The following is a 19,063-nucleotide window of genomic DNA, read 5'->3' as shown; positions in this document are numbered from 1 at the left end:
GTTACGTGATATCAACCTATTATATACGCTGTATCGTTTTATCACAAAGAAAGGAGGCTGTGCAAAACATGAACGTTTATCAGCTCAAAGAAGAATTAATTGAATACGCGAAAAGCATTGGCGTGGACAAGATTGGTTTTACGACCGCTGATACTTTTGACAGTTTAAAAGACCGTTTGATTCTTCAAGAATCACTCGGCTATCTCTCGGGCTTTGAAGAGCCCGATATTGAGAAAAGGGTGACGCCGAAGCTGCTTTTGCCGAAAGCGAAATCAATTGTGGCCATTGCTCTCGCATATCCTTCCAGAATGAAGGACGCGCCGAGAAGCACGAGAACTGAGCGCAGGGGCATTTTTTGCAGAGCCTCCTGGGGAAAAGACTATCACGATGTCCTGAGAGAAAAGCTCGATCTGCTGGAGGAATTTCTGAAAAGCAAGCATGAGGATATCAGAACTAAGTCTATGGTTGACACAGGTGAATTGTCTGATCGCGCCGTTGCAGAGCGGGCCGGAATCGGATTCAGCGCGAAGAACTGTATGATCACTACTCCTGAGTACGGCTCTTACGTGTATTTGGCGGAAATGATTACAAATATCCCTTTTGAGCCTGATGTGCCGATTGAAGATATGTGCGGGTCCTGCACGAAATGTCTGGATGCCTGCCCGACGGGAGCGCTTGTAAATCCGGGACAGCTGAACGCGCAGCGCTGCATCTCTTTTCTGACCCAGACGAAAGGATTTTTGCCTGATGAATTCCGGACCAAGATCGGAAACCGCCTGTACGGGTGCGATACGTGCCAAACGGTGTGCCCTCTCAATAAAGGGAAGGACTTTCATCTTCATCCAGAAATGGAGCCTGATCCAGAGATAGCCAAACCGTTATTGAAGCCGCTCCTGACCATCAGCAACCGTGAATTTAAGGAGAAATTCGGCCATGTCTCAGGATCTTGGCGCGGGAAGAAACCGATTCAGCGAAACGCCATTCTCGCCCTTGCCCACTTTAAGGATGCTTCCGCTCTGCCTGAATTGACGGATCTGATGCATAAGGATCCGCGTCCTGTTATCAGAGGAACAGCTGCATGGGCGATCGGGAAAATCGGAGACCCCGCATACGCAGAAGAGCTTGAGAAAGCACTGGAAAAAGAGACGGATGAAGAGGCAAAGCTGGAAATTGAAAAAGGAATTGAGTTGCTAAAAGCTACAGGCATGACTAAACAAGGCCTGTCCTGACATACGTATAGAACAGAAGGAAAAAACACTTGAGATCATCTAAGTGTTTTTTCTCTATAAAAAAGTATGGCGGGTGGGGTGAGCCTTGAAGCACATTTTAGAACAATTAGCGGAGGAGCGGCTATGCTATCTGGTTAACGGGCATGCGATGAGACAGGATCCTGAAGTTGGAGATCTTGAAGTCATGGATCGAAAAAAGAAGCTTCTGGAAAAACGGAAAGTTGACATTGTAAAAGCAAAAGCAAAGGCCGTCATCGGTCATGTGCAGGTTGAGGATGACGGAACGACCTGTCTTACGTATACCATCCATTACGAATACGTGTGTAAGGAACAGGACGACAGCTTATATATGGAAGAGCATATGGAGGAACGAATGGCCTTCCTGTATGATCATATTTTGATTAGTGATCAGGAAATTGCGAAGAAGCCGGCTGGATTTCACGAAGGGACCAGTATTATTGACTATTCTCAAGAGGAAAGAGAAGCATTTGGCAGAGCCTTTGAATACGATCGTCTCGGCGCTGTGCAATATGCCGAGAAATATTGGAACAAGCGCAATCCGGCCTATAAAAATTTCAGTGATAACTGTACGAATTTTATTTCTCAGTGTCTTCATGCGGGGAGTGCGCCGATGCGCGGCCACCCGAACAGGGGGTCAGGCTGGTGGATGAAACAAAGCTCATGGAGCTACAGCTGGACGGTGGCTCATTCTATGAAAATGTACTTGTCGAATTCAAAGGCCGGATTGCGTGCGGTGCGGGTGAAATCTGCGGAAGAGCTGATGCCGGGTGATGTGATTTGCTATGATTTTGAAGGAGACGGCCGGTTTAATCATACAACGATTGTCGTGGCGAAGGACAAAGGCAATATGCCGCTTGTCAACGCCCAGACCTATGACAGCCGGATGAGATATTGGTCATATGAGGATTCTACGGAATACACGCCGTCAATACGATATGCTTTTTTTCATATCGTTGATGATACGACAAAAGGGTAATTAATGATATAATGATGGGCGGACAAGAAAAACAGAGGTGAACATTGTGGCATTACATGTCGTTTTATATCAACCAGAAATTCCCGCCAATACAGGGAATATTGCACGCACTTGTGCAGCAACTAATACAACGCTCCACCTGATTCGTCCGCTCGGCTTTTCAACGGATGATAAAATGCTGAAGCGTGCCGGACTTGATTATTGGGAGTTTGTGAATGTTGTATATCATGATTCGTTAGAAGAATTGTTTGAGGAATATCAAAAAGGCCAGTTTTTCTTTATAACGAAATTCGGCCAGCAGCCTCATACATCGTTTGATTACACTGATCTTGATGAAGATTATTTCTTCGTGTTCGGAAGAGAAACAAGCGGTTTGCCGAAGGATTTAATTCAAAGTAATATGGACCGCTGCCTGCGTCTTCCGATGACAGAGCACGTCAGATCGTTAAATCTGTCCAACACTGCTGCGATTCTCGTTTATGAAGCGCTGCGCCAGCAAAATTACCGTGATTTAAAATAGGAAAAAATCCGCTCATGATGATGGGCGGATTTTTTTGTGCTGCTTTGTTTCGGGACTTAACAACGTAACAGTGTTATGTTACAATGTACCTATCAAAGGAGCTGGACTTATGGATGAACAATTAATCTCTAAAAAAGAATTATTAGAAAGAACGTCGATTTCATACGGTCAGCTGTATCGATGGAAGCGGAAAAACTTAATTCCCGAGGAATGGTTTATTCGCAAATCCACATTTACAGGGCAGGAGACGTTTTTTCCGAGAGAGGATATGTTAAAACGCATTTCAATGATTCAAAAGATGAAGGAAAATTTGTCTCTGGATGAAATGAGGGAAATGCTGTCGCCAAAAATGACGGATGTCAGCATGACCGCTGATGAATTGCTTCAGAAAGGTTTGATTTCAAGGCCTGTTCTGGATGTCTTTTCTGAAGGCGGGGGAAATTCGGTTTTTTCTTCCCGCGATCTGCTTTCGCTTTATGTGCTTGAAGGGCTGCTGCAATCCGGAAATGTCAGTCTGGCAGAAGCGAAAATCGCTGCAGAGGTGCTAAAGCAGCATGACACTGAAGAGATCAAGAACCAGACAGAGCTGATCGTGCTGCGGAAGCTCGGTGTCACCACTTGTTTTATAGCGGCTGCGGCGGATGGCATTCTGTTTGAATCGTCCGTCAAGATCGTGGAACGGGTAGATCTAGTAAAGGCATCAGAAGAATTAAAAACAACATATATGCAGGAGGGCCATCAATGGATGTAATGGAAAAGCTGGTGATAAACGGATCGGGAAGTTCAAAGGGAGGAACCTTTCAATCAGTCGAGATTAATGGCAGCGGAACAGTGGCCGGGGACGTGGAGTGCGGCACTTTTTCTTTTAATGGAACTGGAAAAGCTGACGGCAGCGTCAAAGCGAAAGCGGTAACCATCAGCGGTTCAGGAAAGATACATGGAGACGTTGAAGCAGAATCAATTCGAATTCATGGTACTGGCTTTATTAAAGGAGGGGTATCCGCAAAACAATTGAAAATCGCTGGATCATCAACATTTGGCGGCACTGTCAAGGCTGATGGCATTGACATTAGCGGAAAAGCTGTCATGGAAGCGGACTGTGAAACGGAAACCTTTCAGTCAGAAGGGAAATGCAAAATCAGCGGGCTTTTGAACGCTGACCAGGTGAACATTAAGCTTTCTTCCGGGGAAAGCTATGTGCGTGAGATCGGCTGCCGCCATCTTCAAGTGACCGCCAGAAAAGGTATGCTGACATTGCTTAGATTGATGCCCCAGCCTGTTTTAACAGCTGAACTGATCGAAGGTGACGTGATTGAGCTGACAAACACAAAGGCGATAACGGTACGTGGAAATAAAGTCAAAATCGGCCCGAATTGCCAGATTGAAACTGTTGAATACAGCGGGGACTATACTTGTGATCCGAGCGCAACGGTAGAAACGTGCACGAAGATGTGAGGAGGATTGTAATGGAGATAACAAAACTGGGAAATTTAAAATTATATGGTGCCGGACACGCTGCAGGAGGCGCGTATCACCATGTCAGCATCAAAGGTGAAGGTGTGGTAGGTGAAGGGCTGTCTGCTGCGGGCTGCCGCATATTCGGAACAGGCCTTTTTCTCGGAAAGGCAGAGACTGAGCGGCTGCGCGTATTCGGAGAAAGTGAGTTTAAAGGCGATCTGACAGCCGGCAGAATCACTATTTACGGCACAATGAAAGTCAGCGGCTCACTTCAATTTAATCGATTCAATCTGAAAGGCCTGACTGAAATTCGCGGGAATATGACTGGAGAATCGTGCGATGTGAAAGGGAAGCTCGACGTTAAAGGCAATTGTGAAACGGAAATGTTCCATGTCACAGGCTGTGTTGATGTATCAGGTTTATTAAATGCGGGTGATATCAATCTTGGATTGGGCCATGATGTAAGCTATGTGCGTGAAATCGGCGGAACCTCAATTGCTGTGAAAAGACGCACCGGCTTATTTAACCGAAAGAAAGTAAAACTGATCGCCGACCTCATTGAAGGAGATCAAGTTTATTTGGAGAATACAGAAGCCGCCGTTGTCAGAGGAAAAGAAGTGGTGATCGGGCCGGGCTGCAGCATCGGAACGATTGAATACAAAAACACATGCGAATGTGACCAGCATTCAAAAATTAAAGAAAAACACAAGCTGTAAAACATTGTTCTGTTATAAAAAAGGGTGCTCTTATCAGGAGCACCTTTTTTTATTCTTTCCCCGGCTTGCTTTCGTATCCTGCGGTAAAAATTGATACTAAAAAAGTGACAATGACACCCATCATAATGATTGTTTTCACCGTCTCTCCCCCTCTTCAATTTTTCCGTGCTGTCCGAGTCTGGATGATTTTGTATGTTTCTTTATTATGAACGGTCGCTGTCTGCCTTGTCAACGCCGTATAAGTATCTTTATTTTTAAGAAACCAAAGCATGTATCACGAGATGGCGGCATAGAGTGTAATTAAAGTACCTTATTTGCATAGCGTATCAAACATGATAGAGGAGGTCCTTATGGATATATTAAAGAAAATTGAACAGTACAGAGAGGAAGAGCAGCGGCTGAAATGGGAAGGAACATTCGCCGATTATTTGGAGATCATTAAAGAAAATCCAATGGTCGCGCAATCTGCTCATTCTCGTGTTTTTAATATGATAAAAGACAGCGGGATAGAGGAGAATGACGGACGCAAGACGTACAGCTTTTTTGACCGTGAGCTGTTCGGGCTTGAAGAATCTCTAGAGCGTCTTGTGGAAGAGTATTTTCATCCGGCCGCGAAACGGCTTGATGTCAGAAAGCGGATTCTATTGCTGATGGGACCTGTGAGCGGCGGTAAATCAACGCTGGTTACGATGCTTAAAAAAGGTTTAGAAGCGTATACCCTGACGGATAATGGCGCTGTATATGCGATTAAAGGCTGCCCGATGCACGAAGATCCTCTGCATTTAATCCCCCATCATTTGCGCGATGACTTTTACAGAGAATACGGCATTCGAATAGAAGGAAGTCTTTCTCCTTTAAATGTCATGAGGCTTGAGGACGAGTACAGAGGAAGAATTGAGGATGTGAAGGTAGAACGCATCTTCTTTTCAGAAGATAAGCGTACGGGTATTGGAACATTCAGTCCGTCAGATCCGAAATCTCAGGATATTGCTGATTTGACGGGAAGTATTGATTTCTCCACAATCGCTGAGTACGGTTCAGAATCAGATCCGCGCGCATACAGGTTTGACGGCGAGCTGAATAAAGCGAACCGCGGGATGATGGAGTTTCAGGAGATGCTGAAATGTGATGAGAAATTTCTCTGGCATTTGCTTTCATTGACACAGGAAGGGAATTTTAAAGCAGGGCGATTTGCGTTAATTTCTGCTGATGAGCTGATCGTGGCTCATACGAATGAAACGGAGTATCGCTCATTTATTTCTAATAAGAAGAATGAAGCTCTGCACTCAAGAATCATTGTGATGCCTGTCCCTTATAATTTAAAAGTGTCTGAGGAAGAGAGAATTTATGAAAAAATGATTGCAGAAAGCGATGTGGCAGATGTTCACATTGCCCCGCATACGTTGAAGGTCGCTGCGATGTTCTCGATTCTTACCAGATTAAAAGAACCGAAGCGGTCGGATATTGATCTGGTAAAGAAAATGAGGCTCTATGATGGAGAAAGTGTGGAAGGATATAATTCTGTTGACGTTGAGGATTTGAAAAAAGAATATAATGATGAAGGCATGAGCGGCATTGATCCGCGGTACGTGATCAACCGGATTTCTTCAACGATTATCAGAAAAAATATGGAGTCGATTAATTCTCTTGATGTGCTCCGTTCCTTAAAAGAAGGTCTTGATCAGCATCCTTCGATCTCAAGCGATGACAAGGAGCGGTATTTGAACTTTATTTCCGCAGCCCGCAAGGAATATGACGACATTGCGAAAAAGGAAGTTCAAAAAGCGTTTGTGTATTCGTATGAAGAATCAGCTAAAACACTTATGGACAATTACCTCGACAACGTAGAGGCCTATTGCAATAAAAACAAGCTTCGTGATCCTTTGACAGGCGAAGAAATGAATCCTGACGAAAAGCTGATGAGATCAATCGAAGAGCAGATTGGGATTTCGGAAAACGCGAAAAAAGCATTCCGCGAAGAAATCTTAATCCGCATCTCGGCCTATGCGAGAAAAGGTAAGCGGTTTGATTACAATTCTCATGAAAGACTGCGTGAAGCCATTCAGAAAAAGCTGTTTGCCGATCTGAAGGATGTCGTTAAAATTACGACTTCAACAAAAACGCCGGATGAGCAGCAGCTGAAAAAGGTAAATGAAGTCGTGGCCCGTTTAATTGATGAGCACGGCTACAACTCGACGAGCGCCAATGAGCTGCTGAAATATGTCGGCAGCCTGCTAAACCGATAAGTGCTGTAACCCGTCCGAAAAGGGCGGGTTATTTTGTCTCATTTTCTAAATAGTTTGTCAATTAACCGTACTTTTATGCATATGATGAATATAAATCTTTTCGAAAGACTTGTTTCATAATCTGGCACAAGCCGGAATACGTATATATCACGACCACAAATGGTTAAGGAGGGGAATTCATGTCCCAAAATGACAGCGGCCATTTTTTGATTTCTGAGGAAAACTGGTCCCTCCATCGAAAAGGCTTTGATGACCAGCAGCGCCACCAGAAAAAAGTGCAGGAAGCGATCAAAAACAATCTTCCTGATCTCGTGACCGAGGAAAGCATTATTATGTCAAATGGAAAAGATGTAGTGAAAATCCCAATCCGTTCACTTGATGAGTATAAAATCCGTTATAACTATGATAAAAACAAACATGTAGGGCAAGGAGACGGCGAAAGCCAGGTTGGAGATGTTGTGGCACGGGATGGATCAGACAAAAAACAAGGGCCTGGAAAAGGGCAAGGCGCCGGTGATCAGGCAGGCGAAGATTATTATGAAGCGGAAGTTTCATTAATGGATTTAGAAGAAGCGCTTTTTAAGGAACTAGAGCTTCCGAATCTCCAGCAAAAAGAGCGGGACAATATCATTCATACAGATATTGAGTTTAATGATATCCGTAAAACAGGGTTAACCGGTAATATTGATAAGAAAAGAACGATGATGTCGGCTTTTAAACGAAACGCGATGACAGGGAAGCCGTCGTTCTATCCGATTTACCCGGAGGATCTGAAATATAAGACGTGGAATGACATAACAAAGCCCGAGTCAAAAGCCGTCGTCTTAGCAATGATGGATACAAGCGGCAGCATGGGTGTCTGGGAAAAATACATGGCCAGAAGCTTCTTTTTCTGGATGACCCGTTTTTTGCGGACGAAGTACGAGACTGTGGAAATTGAATTTATTGCTCATCATACAGAAGCAAAAGTCGTGTCAGAAGAGGACTTCTTCTCAAAGGGAGAAAGCGGCGGAACGATCTGTTCATCCGTATATCGGAAGTCGCTTGAGCTGATTGATGAAAAATACAATCCCGCCAGCTATAATATTTACCCATTCCATTTTTCTGACGGTGACAACCTGACATCTGATAACGCGCGCTGTGTGAAACTGGTCAATGATATTATGAAGAAGTCCAATCTTTTTTGCTACGGAGAGGTCAATCAGTATAACAGGCATTCAACATTAATGTCCGCATACAAAAATGTGAAGGACGAGAAATTTAAGTACTATATTTTAAAACAGAAATCTGATGTTTTTCAGGCCTTGAAGAACTTTTTCAAAAATGAAGAGTCTGGTGTAAGCCATCAATATTCGTAATGAAAAGCCCATTTCAGGGCTTTTTTTTATTTAATAAAAGCAAGAAAACGCTTGCGAAAAAAATACGGAGGAAAAAGAAATTTTTCCTTTGACAAATCTTCTTTCATTTATTAATATTTTATCTTGTGAACTATTATTGAGGAATGAGGTGAAAAGGAGTTGACTGAATCAGAACGTGCTTTGCTCACTTTTGAACAGCTCTTCGATACGTCTCGGGCGATTTATAAAAAACAGAAGAAGATATTGGAGATTGTGCTTGAGCCTTTTGATATTACAGTCCTTCAATATTTGCTGATGTTTAAAATTCATCAAAGCGGAAGCACCCCGCTAAGCAAGCTGGCAATGTCGCTTGATCTTAAGCCCGCTTCTGTGACGCGGATGACAGATATTCTGTATAAGCGCCAATTGATGAATCGGTATGACAGTCCGGATGACCGCCGTATCGTCATGATTCAGTTAACCGAAGAGGGGGAAGAACTATTAGAAAACGCCGCTGTGCAGTATGCGAAAATGGGAGCGAGCCTGTATCAGAAGCTCGATACATCCCAGCTGCAGTATTTGCGCAAGCTCGCCGGAAGTTTAACGAAGCTTGCTCAAGGCTGTTCAGAAAAAAGCGGTAATTAAAAACTTCCCACATATTTTCACCATCTTTCCGCAAAATGATAGAGGATGAAACGAAAGGAGAAAACAAAATGAACAGAGGACGTTTAATTCTGACCAACATTATCGGTTTGATTGTTGTTCTTGCAATTATAGGCGGAGGTGCTTATTACTATTATCAAAGCACAAGCTTTGTAAAAACTGACGAAGCGAAAGTAGCCGGTGATATGGCTGCTATTACAGCTCCAGCGGCAGGTAAAGTATCTGACTGGGATCTTGACGAAGGAAAAACAGTTAAAAAAGGCGACACAGTAGCAAAAATCAAAGGTGAACAATCTGTTGACGTAAAATCCATCATGGACGGAACAATTGTGAAAAATGAAGTGAAAAACGGCCAAACAGTACAAGCCGGCACAACAATTGCCCAAACAATTGACATGGATCACTTGTATATCACTGCAAATATTAAAGAAACAGACCTTTCGGATGTTAAAGTAGGAAATAGTGTAGACGTAGTAGTTGATGGAGACCCTGGTACAACATTTGACGGTACAGTAGAAGAAATCGGTTATGCGACAAACTCAACTTTTGATATGCTTCCATCTTCTAATTCAAGCGGAAACTATACAAAAGTAACACAAAAAGTTCCTGTTAAAATTTCAATTAAAAACCCATCTGACAAAGTGCTTCCTGGTATGAACGCAACTGTTAAAATTTCTGAGTAAATCAGGTCAGTCATCAAACCATGAAAGGAGGTTGTCTTAGATGGCTACAGTCAAAGAAAATAATGCAAAAAGCCCAATGTCATTGCTGATTGTGCTAATGGCAGGGCTGTTTCTGGCAATACTTAACCAAACGCTGCTTAACGTCGCAATGCCTCACTTAATGACTGAATTTGGTGTAAGTGCAACGACGATTCAGTGGCTCACAACAGGTTACATGCTTGTTAACGGCGTTTTGATTCCGTTATCTGCCTTCCTGATTACACGGTTTGGCCAACGGAGTCTCTTTCTCATCGCCATGTTCTGTTTTACGCTCGGTACGTTAGTCTGCGGTATCGCACCTAACTTCTCTACAATGCTGGTCGGCCGTTTGATTCAGGCCGTAGGCGGAGGAATCTTGCAGCCGCTCGTTATGACAACCATTCTGTTAATTTTCCCGCCTGAAAGCAGGGGGAAAGGAATGGGGATCTTCGGACTTGCGATGATGTTTGCTCCGGCGGTCGGTCCGACTCTTTCCGGATGGATCATTGAGCATTACACATGGCGCATCATGTTTTACGGACTTGTGCCAATCGGCGCAATCGTGATTATCGTGGCTTTCTTCATCTTTAAAAATATGGTGGAGCCGCAAAAAATCAAACTCGATACGCTTGGAGCGATTCTTTCGATTGTCGGATTCGCCTCCTTATTATACGGAGTCAGTGAAGCGGGATCTGACGGCTGGACTGATCCGATTGTCCTGTCCACAGTTGTGATAGGTGGTATTGCGATCGTTGCTTTTGTTATCCAGCAATTGCGTCATGATAATCCGATGCTTGACTTCAGAGTGTTTAAATATGACATTTTCTCGCTTTCAAGTGTCATTAACATTATTATTACAGTAGCATTGTACACTGGTATGTTCCTGCTGCCGATTTATCTTCAAAATCTAGTCGGCTTTACGGCGCTTCAATCCGGGCTGCTTCTGCTTCCGGGTGCGATCGTCATGCTGATCATGTCACCGATCTCCGGTATTTTGTTTGATAAATTCGGTCCGAGACCGCTTGCGATTATCGGGCTTCTCGTTACAGTGGTGACAACATATCAATACACGCAATTAACAATTGATACACCATATACACACATCATGCTGATCTATTCAATCCGTGCATTCGGTATGTCACTCTTAATGATGCCGGTTATGACAGCGGGGATGAACCAGCTTCCTGCCCGTCTGAACAGCCACGGTACGGCGATGAGCAACACGCTTCGCCAAATCAGCGGATCAATCGGTACAAGCTTAATTACGACGATTTATACAAACCGTACGACATTCCATTATTCACAGATTGCAGATAAAACGAGCACGGCGGACCCGAACTTCCTCCATGCATTCCAAAATGCAGTTACGAATTTAATGGTGAATATGAACATGTCTTATGACACAGCGAAAACATATGTTTACTCACATCTTTACAAGCATGCATCTCTTGATTCAAACGTAATGGGGATTAATGATGCCTTTATGTGGGCAACAATATTCTGTGTGTTTGGCTTTATTCTGGCTCTCTTCCTGCGTGACGTCAGAAAAGATAAAGCGCGTGCTGAGAAAAAGAAACAAGAGGAGCTTTCATTGCTTCCGGCTCCAAAAGAAGTGAAGGAATCTTAATCTGTATAAGGAGGTTTCCTGAATGAAAATTTATGTAGTATATGACAGTGAAGGTGAACATACAAAAGTTCTTGCAGAAGCGATTGCTGAAGGCGCGAGAGAGAACGAGGCGGCTGAGGTATTGATCGACCATGTCGATCAAGCCGATATCCGCAAGCTGAAAGAGATGGATGCGATTATTTGGGGATGCCCTGGGCATTTCGGAACAATCAGCTCCGGTCTTAAAGCTTGGATCGACAGACTCGGCTACTTATGGGCTGAAGGCGAGCTGATCAATAAAGTCGGCGCTGTTTTCTGCACAACGGCCACAACACACGGCGGCTTGGAAATGACAATGCACAACTTAATTACGCCGATGTTCCACCAAGGCATGATCGTTGTCGGTCTGCCTGGCAACGTGCCTGAAAACGCACTGTACGGCTCTTACTACGGTGCGGGCGTCACTTGTCCTGTTGATAGTGATGAGTTAATGACCGAGGAAGGCATTCAGCTTGGACGCGCTTTAGGAAGACGCGTCAGCGAAGTCACAGGAAACCTAACATCAGGACAGTAAGGAGAGGTTGAAATGGCCATTATTATAGCAATTATTGCTGCTGTCATCGTCATTGCGGCTCTTATTACATTCAATGTCCGCAACACTTCTCCTGGACCTGAGATGCAAGAAACAACCGAAAGAATCGCTCCTCCAGAAGAGGAAAAAAACGAAGCGCAATACCCTGCTGAAGCAAGGGCTGCCGAGCATACGCCAGCCGTTGTGAAAAACGATTCTCCAGAAGAGAAACGAAACACAATGGGTGATGATATTTACAGGCAGGCGCTGCAAAAGTTTAAGCATTCTGATGAAGTTCAGGCGGAAGAAGAGGTCACTGAAGAAAGTGACAAAATGCAGGACAGAAGCTATCGTGATGCTCTGCTCTCCATGAAAAATAAAAATAAGTAATGAAAAAGGCAAATCCGTTTACTCATGGCGGGTTTGCCTTTTTTGCTGTTTATATGTTTTTTTATCAAATAAATCCATGGAATATGTTGTATTGTGCTTTAAACTAGTGTACTATGTTACTCATACACCGAAGAGGCTCCCGGGAGGTAAAAATATGGATTCTTTTTTAGGTTTGTTAAAGAAAGATATCAAGCTTTCAAGAATGTGGCTGCTTGTATTGATATGCGGAATCATTTTTTTATTGGGAACAGGTCATATGATAGCTTATCGCACGAAAGAACCTCTGGTTATTTTTGGTTTTTTTGTGACGATTGCTTTTTTTCTGCTTTTCTTATCTCCTGTTTTTGTGTTTTATCATCTTCGCAAGGAAGGGAAATCACAGCTTTGGCTGTACAATCCAAATGGCGGCTTCTTGCTGTTTTCTTCTAAATTGACAGCATCCTTGCTCTATCAATTTCTGATTCAATTGGCATTAACAGCCTATGGCATTGGGATTTATCATATGCTCTCTGTGAAAAACCTGCTGGAGCATCATGTTGATATGACAAGTACAGTCGTTTTGCTGAATGTGTTCGGGCTTATTTCTTCGTTAGACATGTCAGTAACAGTCATTGTGTTTTGGACTGTTTTCCACTCTCTTAAGAATTGGCGCGGGTTGCGGTGGGCTGCGATGGGGCTGTTGGCCGCAGTGTGGTTCTTTTACGATGAGTTCATCATAAGCCCTTTAGTTGAATCTCAAAAGCATTTCTGGCCGGTAACAGTCTATTGTAACTTTGATTTCAACTACCATAATGTTTGGAGATTGGAGTTAAAACCGATACACCTGTCAGTGCTCGGGTTTCCTATTGCGATTGTTATCACGATCTTGCTGCTCATCATGGCTTCAAAACTGCTTGATCGTAAAGTAGAGGTGTGAATATGGATAATCAATTCCAATCCTCGAAACCGATTTATCTGCAGATCGCTGATCAGATCTTTTATCGGCTGGTCAGGAAGGAGCTGCTCCCAGGAGACAAGCTTCCTTCAGTAAGAGAAATGGCGATTCAAACCAAGGTAAATCCCAATACAATTCAAAGAACTTACAGTGAGATGGAAAGGCTGGGTATTGTGGAAACGAGAAGAGGTCAAGGGACGTTTATTGCCGAGAAAGCAGAAATCGTAGATGAGCTGAAAGACAGGCTCACACGAGAAGTGGTGGAAGGCTTTGTGAAGCAGATGAAAGAACTGGGACTAACGAAAGAGGAAATGGTGGAAGGGATAAAAACATTCACTGAGGGAGGCTAAAATGGAAATTTCTTTAGAACATGTATCAAAAAAATACGGCCGCCACACTGCCGTCAATGATGTGTCAATCACTTTATCATCCGGGCGGATTTACGGCCTGATCGGACCGAACGGCAGCGGCAAGTCAACGACCTTAAAAATGATAGCCGGTCTTCTGTTTCCGACTTCGGGTTTCGTGAAAGTGGATGAAAAGCCGGTTACGAGGGATATGGTGCGTCAAGCAGCTTATCTTACAGAGCTTGATATGTTTTATCCGCATTTCACTGTAAAGGATATGGTGAATTTTTATCGGTCGCAATTTCCTGATTTTCAAACAGAACAAGCTTATAAGCTGTTGAATGAGATGCAGCTTGACCCGGAAAAAAAGATCAAAAAGCTATCAAAAGGAAATCGGGGAAGATTGAAAATCGTCCTTGCTTTGGCAAGAAAGGCTTCCGTCATCTTGCTTGATGAACCTTTTTCCGGGCTTGATCCGATGGTCAGGGATTCCATTGTAAACAGCCTGGTGTCATACATTGATTTTGAGCAGCAGATTGTCGTGATTGCGACGCATGAGATTGATGAAATTGAAACTTTGCTGGACGAAGTCATCATACTCGCAAATGGAGCCAAAGTTGAGCAGTGTGTTGTAGAAGATATTCGTGAGCGGGAAGGCATGTCTGTGCTGCAATGGTTTAAATCAAAAATGGAAGTTTGCTAGAGGAGGAATTTCATGAAAACAGTATTGGAATTGAAGAATGTAACAAAAAACATCAAAGGCCGAACGATCATTGATCATCTGAGTTTTGCGATTCGTGAAGGCGAAGTATTCGGCTTTTTGGGGCCGAACGGAGCAGGGAAAACGACAACCATCCGAATGATGGTTGGATTAATGAAGCTGTCAAAAGGTGATGTGCTCATTTGCGGCCAATCCATTACGAAAGATTATGCCAAGGCGGTTAAGCATATTGGGGCTATTGTAGAGAATCCAGAGCTGTATAAATTTTTAAGCGGATATAAAAATCTGCAGCAATACGCGAGGATGGTTAAGGGTGTTACGAAGGAAAAAATTGATGAAGTCGTTGAGCTGGTCGGTTTAACAGACAGAATCCACGACAAGGTGAAAACATATTCCCTAGGGATGAGACAGCGTCTTGGCTTGGCGCAAAGTCTTCTGCATGATCCGAAAGTGCTGATCTTGGATGAACCGACAAACGGCCTTGACCCGGCGGGGATCAGAGAAATCAGAGATCATTTGAAAAAACTGACGCGCGAAAGAGGAATGGCTGTCATCGTTTCAAGCCACCTGCTGTCAGAAATGGAACTGATGTGTGACCGAATTGCGATTCTGCAAAAAGGAAAGCTTATCGATATTCAAAATGTAAAAGATGAAAACGAAAATGAGAATGATACATATTTCATCCAGGTTGAGCAGCCGAATGAAGCCGCTGCTGCTCTAAAACAGTACGATGTGGTGAGTAAGACAAATGGTATAGAAGTCAAAATGCCTAAAGCCGAAGTCCCTGCGGTTATCGAATTGCTGGTGATGCAGCAAATCCGCATTTATGAGGTCAAGGTCATAACAAAATCATTAGAGGACCGTTTCTTAGAAATGACAGGTGAAGTGAAAGAGGAGGCTCAACATGCTTAATTTGATTTACAATGAATGGATCAAAATTTTCAGCCGTGCCGGAACATGGGTGATGATCGGGATTTTAGCATTGACCATGATTGGATGGGCATTCTTAACAAACCATTTTTCATCCGATGAAGCAAATCCGAAATGGAAACAAACACTTCAAGCGGAAAATGCCGAATTGAAGAAAGCAATGAAAGAATATCCTTCGATGAAAGATGATTATGAAGAAACAATTACAGTCAACAACTACCGTATTGAACATAACATCCCGAATGATACGGGCTATACGGTATGGTCTTATGTAACGGATTCAGCAGGCTTTACAATCCTCACCGGACTGTTTACCATAATTATCGCAGCCGGAATTGTCGCGAACGAATTTAATTGGGGAACCATTAAGCTGTTAATGATTCGGCCGCTCAGCCGTTTTCAGATATTGCTTTCCAAATATATTACCGTTCTCCTGTTTGGGTTCCTATTGCTGCTTATTTTATTTCTGGGTTCCACTTTATTAGGGCTCATTTTCTTCGGAACGGGTGGTGACACTGCGGCGAATATCCATTTAATCTATAAGGATGGCCATGTCATTGAGCAGAACATGATGGGGTATTTAGCCACAACGTATCTTTCTGAATCCGTCTCGGCTCTAATGGTGGCGACGATGGCGTTTATGCTGTCTGCTGTATTTAGAAACAGCTCTCTTGCAGTCGGATTTTCGATCTTTTTGCTGGTTGCGGGTACTACAGCCACTGCATTTATTGCAACGAAATTTGACTGGGCGAAGTATATTTTATTTGCCAATGTTAATTTGCTGCAATACGTAGATGGAACACCGCTAGTGGAAGGGATGACGATGACTTTCTCCATTGTCATTTTGGCAGTTTACTTTGTTGTTTTCCTGCTGCTTGCTTTCGGCACCTTTATGAAACGGGATATTGCGAACTAATGAAAAAAGCTGTTTTGCTTAAGCAAAACAGCTTTTTTCTCAAAATAAAAACTGCGGGTTCGCACCCGCAGTTTTTCATATCAATTTATGCTTACGCTTCTTTAGTAACGTTAGCAGCTTGTGGTCCGCGGTTTCCTTCAACGATTTCGAAAGAAACAGCTTGGCCTTCTTCTAAAGTTTTGAAGCCTTCGCCTTGAATAGCAGAGAAATGAACGAATACATCGTCTTGACCTTCTACTTCGATGAATCCGAAACCTTTTTCAGAGTTGAACCATTTTACTTTACCTTCTAACATGAAATTTCCTCCTAAAGCGATCATAACGCTTAAATTCACTATTCTTGCTCTTAACAAACTTTCAAGACGAAAACTCTTACAAAACTTTCTTCTTAAAGATAGTTCGAACAAAAATAATTACCTTTACTCTACCAGTAATCTTCAGAAAAAACAACTGTAAAGTGAAACTTTTTTCTGAAAGTACGACATTATTTTTTAATTTGAGATTTATTTACGGAAATCCATCTGCATTCTCGATATGTGATCACGTTTGCCTTAAATATTCCTTCTTTTCGGGAAGAGAATATAATAGGAATTGACAACCTTATTGGAAGTGAGTAAGGTAAAAGTTAAACAATATTACAAATGACAACGGTTATCAACTAAGATAGTGTATGTCTGATATTGCTTGCATGCTCTAATACATAGATAGGAGTATGGTCACAATGAAAAAGTGGCTTATATGCAGTTTTGTTCTTATTTTTCTCGTTTCATTTGCAGCATGCTCACCGTCAGCAGAACATGAAACGATAAAAATCGGAATTGCTGAGTCTGACGAGGCAATATGGAACTATATTGCTAAAAAGGCTGAAGAGACAGGGCTGGATATTCAGCTGATCCCTTTTTCTGATTATGCCGAGTCTGATATCGCGCTGGCAAACAAGGAAATTGATGCCAACGCCTTTCAAACCCTTTCATATTTTCAGTCGTTCACTCGAAAATACAAACTTAAACTGGCACCGCTCGGTACGACATACATAACGCCAATGGGCATTTATTCAAAACGATATGATCGAATCCAGAATATACCGCGCGGGGCTGCCGTGTCTGTTCCGGATAAAGCGTTCGACTTTGGCAGGGCGCTAACGGTGCTTCGGGACGCCGGTTTGCTCACGTTGAAAAACGGATTTAACGGAACAGGTTCCATCGATATGATTAAAGATAATCCGAGACACCTAAAATTAAAAGCAGTCCGGAAACAGGATGCAGTGAGCGGCACCGGCGTGTTTGTCATGAAACCGTCTGAAGCAAAAAAATCGGGTCTGAACCCGAAAAAACAAACCATAAAGAGCGGCGGGCAAATGTCTAAGGAAGAGATGAATTTGATTGTGGTCAGAGCGGAGGATCAAGATCAGGAAGCGCTGCAAGCTGTTCTTGAGCTCTACCAAGCTGATGATACAGCGGCATTTATAGAAAAAGAGTATCAGGGGGATCTTGTCCCGGCTTTTCTGCCTTTGAAACGTCTTTCAGATTGGAAGAATGAATTCGAACATTGAATTCATTCTTTTTTTTCTGAAAAACATACTTTGTTCCGTCCAGTTTCTTTCGCTTTGTACAGCATTTGATCGGCAAGAATAGGCAAAGATTCTGGGTGTTCTTTATTATTAGGATAATGAGCGGCCCCGAGCGATACCGTAATTGACAGCTCTTCTCCGTTTGTTAATCTAATGGGTGCGTCATTGATAGCGCCTCTGATCCGTTCCGCGATTTGGACTGCTTTAGCAAGCGTGCAGTTTGGCAGCAGCACGGCAAATTCTTCACCGCCGATCCGTGCGGCAGGATCAGTGTTTCGGATGCTCTGCTTCAGACGTAAACCCAGCTCTTTCAGCACCTGATCTCCTTCATGATGGCCGTATTGGTCATTGATGGTTTTAAAATGGTCGATATCCATATAAATCAGTGCGAATTGAAAATGCGGGGTATTGGCCGCCTGTTGATACAGCGCCTGTGTGATTTCTTCAAATTTTCTTCGGTTATAAACCCCGGTTAAAAAATCAAAGTGCGCCTGAAACTTATATTGTTTAAAAAGGAGATGTGCATTTGTTTCATGGTCAATAATATATAAACTCAGCATACCGCCCGTTATTGAGATGATCCAAAAATATAAGTGAAGTTGATATGAATGTAAGTCTATAAAAGAATAAAAGGAAATGGAGATCAGAGTATTTGTAATGATCATGAGATAGAAAGCATGTTTTAATTGAACTTTTTTTCTTCTAGAAACAATGAGTGACGGGATGGCAGCGAAACAAATGATTATTACCGAGTATATTGCAGATGTGTTCATCGTAATCAGTAAGCGGCCAGCAGCGATCACCACCAAGGCCATTGCCGTTGAAACCCAGCCCCCATAAAGAGCGGCAATCATAATAGGAATATGTCGAAGATCGATGATTGAATGCTGATAGGTAAATCCAAAAACGATTAGAATAACCCCGAGCAAACCGCAGGCCAGTCCTTTAACAGCTTGGAAGAATATGCTGTCTTTTTTATGTACTAACCTTTCTTTAAACAGGTGGGTGAACAGATAATTAAATGTGATTAAAATGGTCAAGTTTACAAATAATTCTTTCAGCAAATATTATCACCCTTATATAAGGTACTAAAGATGGATGGGAAAGAAAAGAACAAAAAAGGGATTTTTTTAGTTCATGATGAGTTATCATAATCCGCACTTGACCGATCGGAATTAGTATAATATAGTAAATGAGAAAATTTGAAGGGAG

Annotated in this window: 20 protein-coding genes and 2 pseudogenes; 20 read left to right on the top strand and 2 right to left on the bottom strand. The window is 42.9% G+C overall.

Annotated features, from left to right (window positions below):
- Positions 1-68: 68 nt before the first annotated feature.
- The 19 genes and pseudogenes from queG to V756_RS0111200 all read left to right on the top strand — a co-directional run bounded on the left by queG (position 69) and on the right by V756_RS0111200 (position 16,282).
- A complete protein-coding gene (queG, locus tag V756_RS0111295) occupies positions 69-1,229 on the top strand; it encodes a tRNA epoxyqueuosine(34) reductase QueG (protein ID WP_024714758.1) in 1,161 nt (386 codons plus the stop codon).
- A gap of 66 nt (positions 1,230-1,295) precedes the next feature.
- A pseudogene (locus tag V756_RS0111290) lies at positions 1,296-2,226 on the top strand (amidase domain-containing protein).
- Positions 2,227-2,263: 37 nt separating this feature from the next.
- Positions 2,264-2,746 (top strand): tRNA (uridine(34)/cytosine(34)/5-carboxymethylaminomethyluridine(34)-2'-O)-methyltransferase TrmL, encoded by a 483-nt coding sequence (gene trmL, locus V756_RS0111285; RefSeq protein ID WP_081719844.1) that lies wholly within the window; start codon positions 2,264-2,266, stop codon positions 2,744-2,746.
- Between the two features lie 109 nt (positions 2,747-2,855).
- Positions 2,856-3,497 carry a YhbD family protein gene (locus V756_RS0111280; RefSeq protein ID WP_024714755.1) on the top strand — a complete coding sequence of 214 codons (642 nt, stop codon included), beginning with the start codon at positions 2,856-2,858 and terminating at the stop codon, positions 3,495-3,497.
- Positions 3,488-4,201 carry a bactofilin family protein gene (locus V756_RS0111275; protein WP_024714754.1) on the top strand — a complete coding sequence of 238 codons (714 nt, stop codon included), beginning with the start codon at positions 3,488-3,490 and terminating at the stop codon, positions 4,199-4,201. The genes V756_RS0111280 and V756_RS0111275 overlap by 10 nt, the downstream gene beginning before the upstream one ends.
- Positions 4,202-4,212: 11 nt before the next feature.
- Positions 4,213-4,920: a hypothetical protein gene (locus V756_RS0111270; RefSeq protein ID WP_024714753.1), complete on the top strand. Its 708-nt coding sequence runs from the start codon at positions 4,213-4,215 to the stop codon at positions 4,918-4,920.
- 350 nt (positions 4,921-5,270) lie between these two features.
- The gene (gene prkA / locus V756_RS0111260; protein WP_024714752.1) at positions 5,271-7,166 is read left to right on the top strand and encodes a serine/threonine protein kinase PrkA; all 1,896 of its coding nucleotides are present in this window, start codon (positions 5,271-5,273) and stop codon (positions 7,164-7,166) included.
- Between the two features lie 179 nt (positions 7,167-7,345).
- Positions 7,346-8,524, top strand: a complete 1,179-nt coding sequence (gene yhbH, locus V756_RS0111255) for a sporulation protein YhbH (protein WP_024714751.1) — start codon at positions 7,346-7,348, stop codon at positions 8,522-8,524.
- A 159-nt stretch (positions 8,525-8,683) separates the two neighbouring features.
- On the top strand, positions 8,684-9,148 hold the full coding sequence (locus V756_RS0111245; protein ID WP_024714750.1) for a MarR family transcriptional regulator: 465 nt from the start codon (positions 8,684-8,686) through the stop codon (positions 9,146-9,148).
- A gap of 35 nt (positions 9,149-9,183) precedes the next feature.
- Positions 9,184-9,849: an HlyD family secretion protein gene (locus V756_RS0111240; protein WP_081719842.1), complete on the top strand. Its 666-nt coding sequence runs from the start codon at positions 9,184-9,186 to the stop codon at positions 9,847-9,849.
- A gap of 40 nt (positions 9,850-9,889) precedes the next feature.
- Positions 9,890-11,494: an MFS transporter gene (locus tag V756_RS0111235; RefSeq protein ID WP_024714748.1), complete on the top strand. Its 1,605-nt coding sequence runs from the start codon at positions 9,890-9,892 to the stop codon at positions 11,492-11,494.
- Positions 11,495-11,516: 22 nt separating this feature from the next.
- Positions 11,517-12,047: an NAD(P)H-dependent oxidoreductase gene (locus V756_RS0111230; protein WP_024714747.1), complete on the top strand. Its 531-nt coding sequence runs from the start codon at positions 11,517-11,519 to the stop codon at positions 12,045-12,047.
- 12 nt (positions 12,048-12,059) lie between these two features.
- On the top strand, positions 12,060-12,434 hold the full coding sequence (locus V756_RS0111225; RefSeq protein ID WP_024714746.1) for a hypothetical protein: 375 nt from the start codon (positions 12,060-12,062) through the stop codon (positions 12,432-12,434).
- Positions 12,434-12,579: pseudogene (locus V756_RS1000000123455) on the top strand (hypothetical protein); the annotation flags it as partial. The gene V756_RS0111225 and the pseudogene V756_RS1000000123455, both read left to right, overlap by 1 nt.
- A gap of 9 nt (positions 12,580-12,588) precedes the next feature.
- Positions 12,589-13,350, top strand: coding sequence for a hypothetical protein (locus V756_RS0111220; protein ID WP_024714745.1), 762 nt, complete (start codon positions 12,589-12,591; stop codon positions 13,348-13,350).
- A gap of 2 nt (positions 13,351-13,352) precedes the next feature.
- Positions 13,353-13,718, top strand: coding sequence for a GntR family transcriptional regulator (locus V756_RS0111215; RefSeq protein WP_024714744.1), 366 nt, complete (start codon positions 13,353-13,355; stop codon positions 13,716-13,718).
- A 1-nt stretch (position 13,719) separates the two neighbouring features.
- Complete coding sequence (locus V756_RS0111210) at positions 13,720-14,418, top strand: ABC transporter ATP-binding protein (RefSeq protein ID WP_024714743.1); 699 nt, start codon at positions 13,720-13,722, stop codon at positions 14,416-14,418.
- Between the two features lie 12 nt (positions 14,419-14,430).
- Entirely contained in the window at positions 14,431-15,348 is a 918-nt protein-coding gene (locus V756_RS0111205; RefSeq protein WP_024714742.1) for an ABC transporter ATP-binding protein, read from the top strand.
- A complete protein-coding gene (locus V756_RS0111200; protein ID WP_024714741.1) occupies positions 15,341-16,282 on the top strand; it encodes an ABC transporter permease in 942 nt (313 codons plus the stop codon). Before V756_RS0111205 ends, V756_RS0111200 begins: the two co-directional genes overlap by 8 nt.
- A gap of 91 nt (positions 16,283-16,373) precedes the next feature.
- Here V756_RS0111200 and cspB read toward each other — a convergent pair whose 3' ends face one another.
- A complete protein-coding gene (gene cspB / locus V756_RS0111195) occupies positions 16,374-16,577 on the bottom strand; it encodes a cold shock-like protein CspB (RefSeq protein WP_003224086.1) in 204 nt (67 codons plus the stop codon).
- A 425-nt stretch (positions 16,578-17,002) separates the two neighbouring features.
- On the opposite strand from cspB, the gene V756_RS0111190 reads away from it, so the two are divergent.
- Positions 17,003-17,833: a MetQ/NlpA family ABC transporter substrate-binding protein gene (locus tag V756_RS0111190; RefSeq protein WP_024714740.1), complete on the top strand. Its 831-nt coding sequence runs from the start codon at positions 17,003-17,005 to the stop codon at positions 17,831-17,833.
- 2 nt (positions 17,834-17,835) lie between these two features.
- Here V756_RS0111190 and dgcK read toward each other — a convergent pair whose 3' ends face one another.
- Positions 17,836-18,915, bottom strand: a complete 1,080-nt coding sequence (dgcK, locus tag V756_RS0111185) for a diguanylate cyclase DgcK (RefSeq protein WP_024714739.1) — start codon at positions 18,913-18,915, stop codon at positions 17,836-17,838.
- Between the last annotated feature and the right edge of the window lie 148 nt (positions 18,916-19,063).

The organism is Bacillus tequilensis KCTC 13622 (assembly GCF_000507145.1).
Taxonomy (GTDB): Bacteria; Bacillota; Bacilli; order Bacillales; family Bacillaceae; genus Bacillus; species Bacillus tequilensis.
This window is presented reverse-complemented; position numbering and strand designations above follow the sequence as displayed.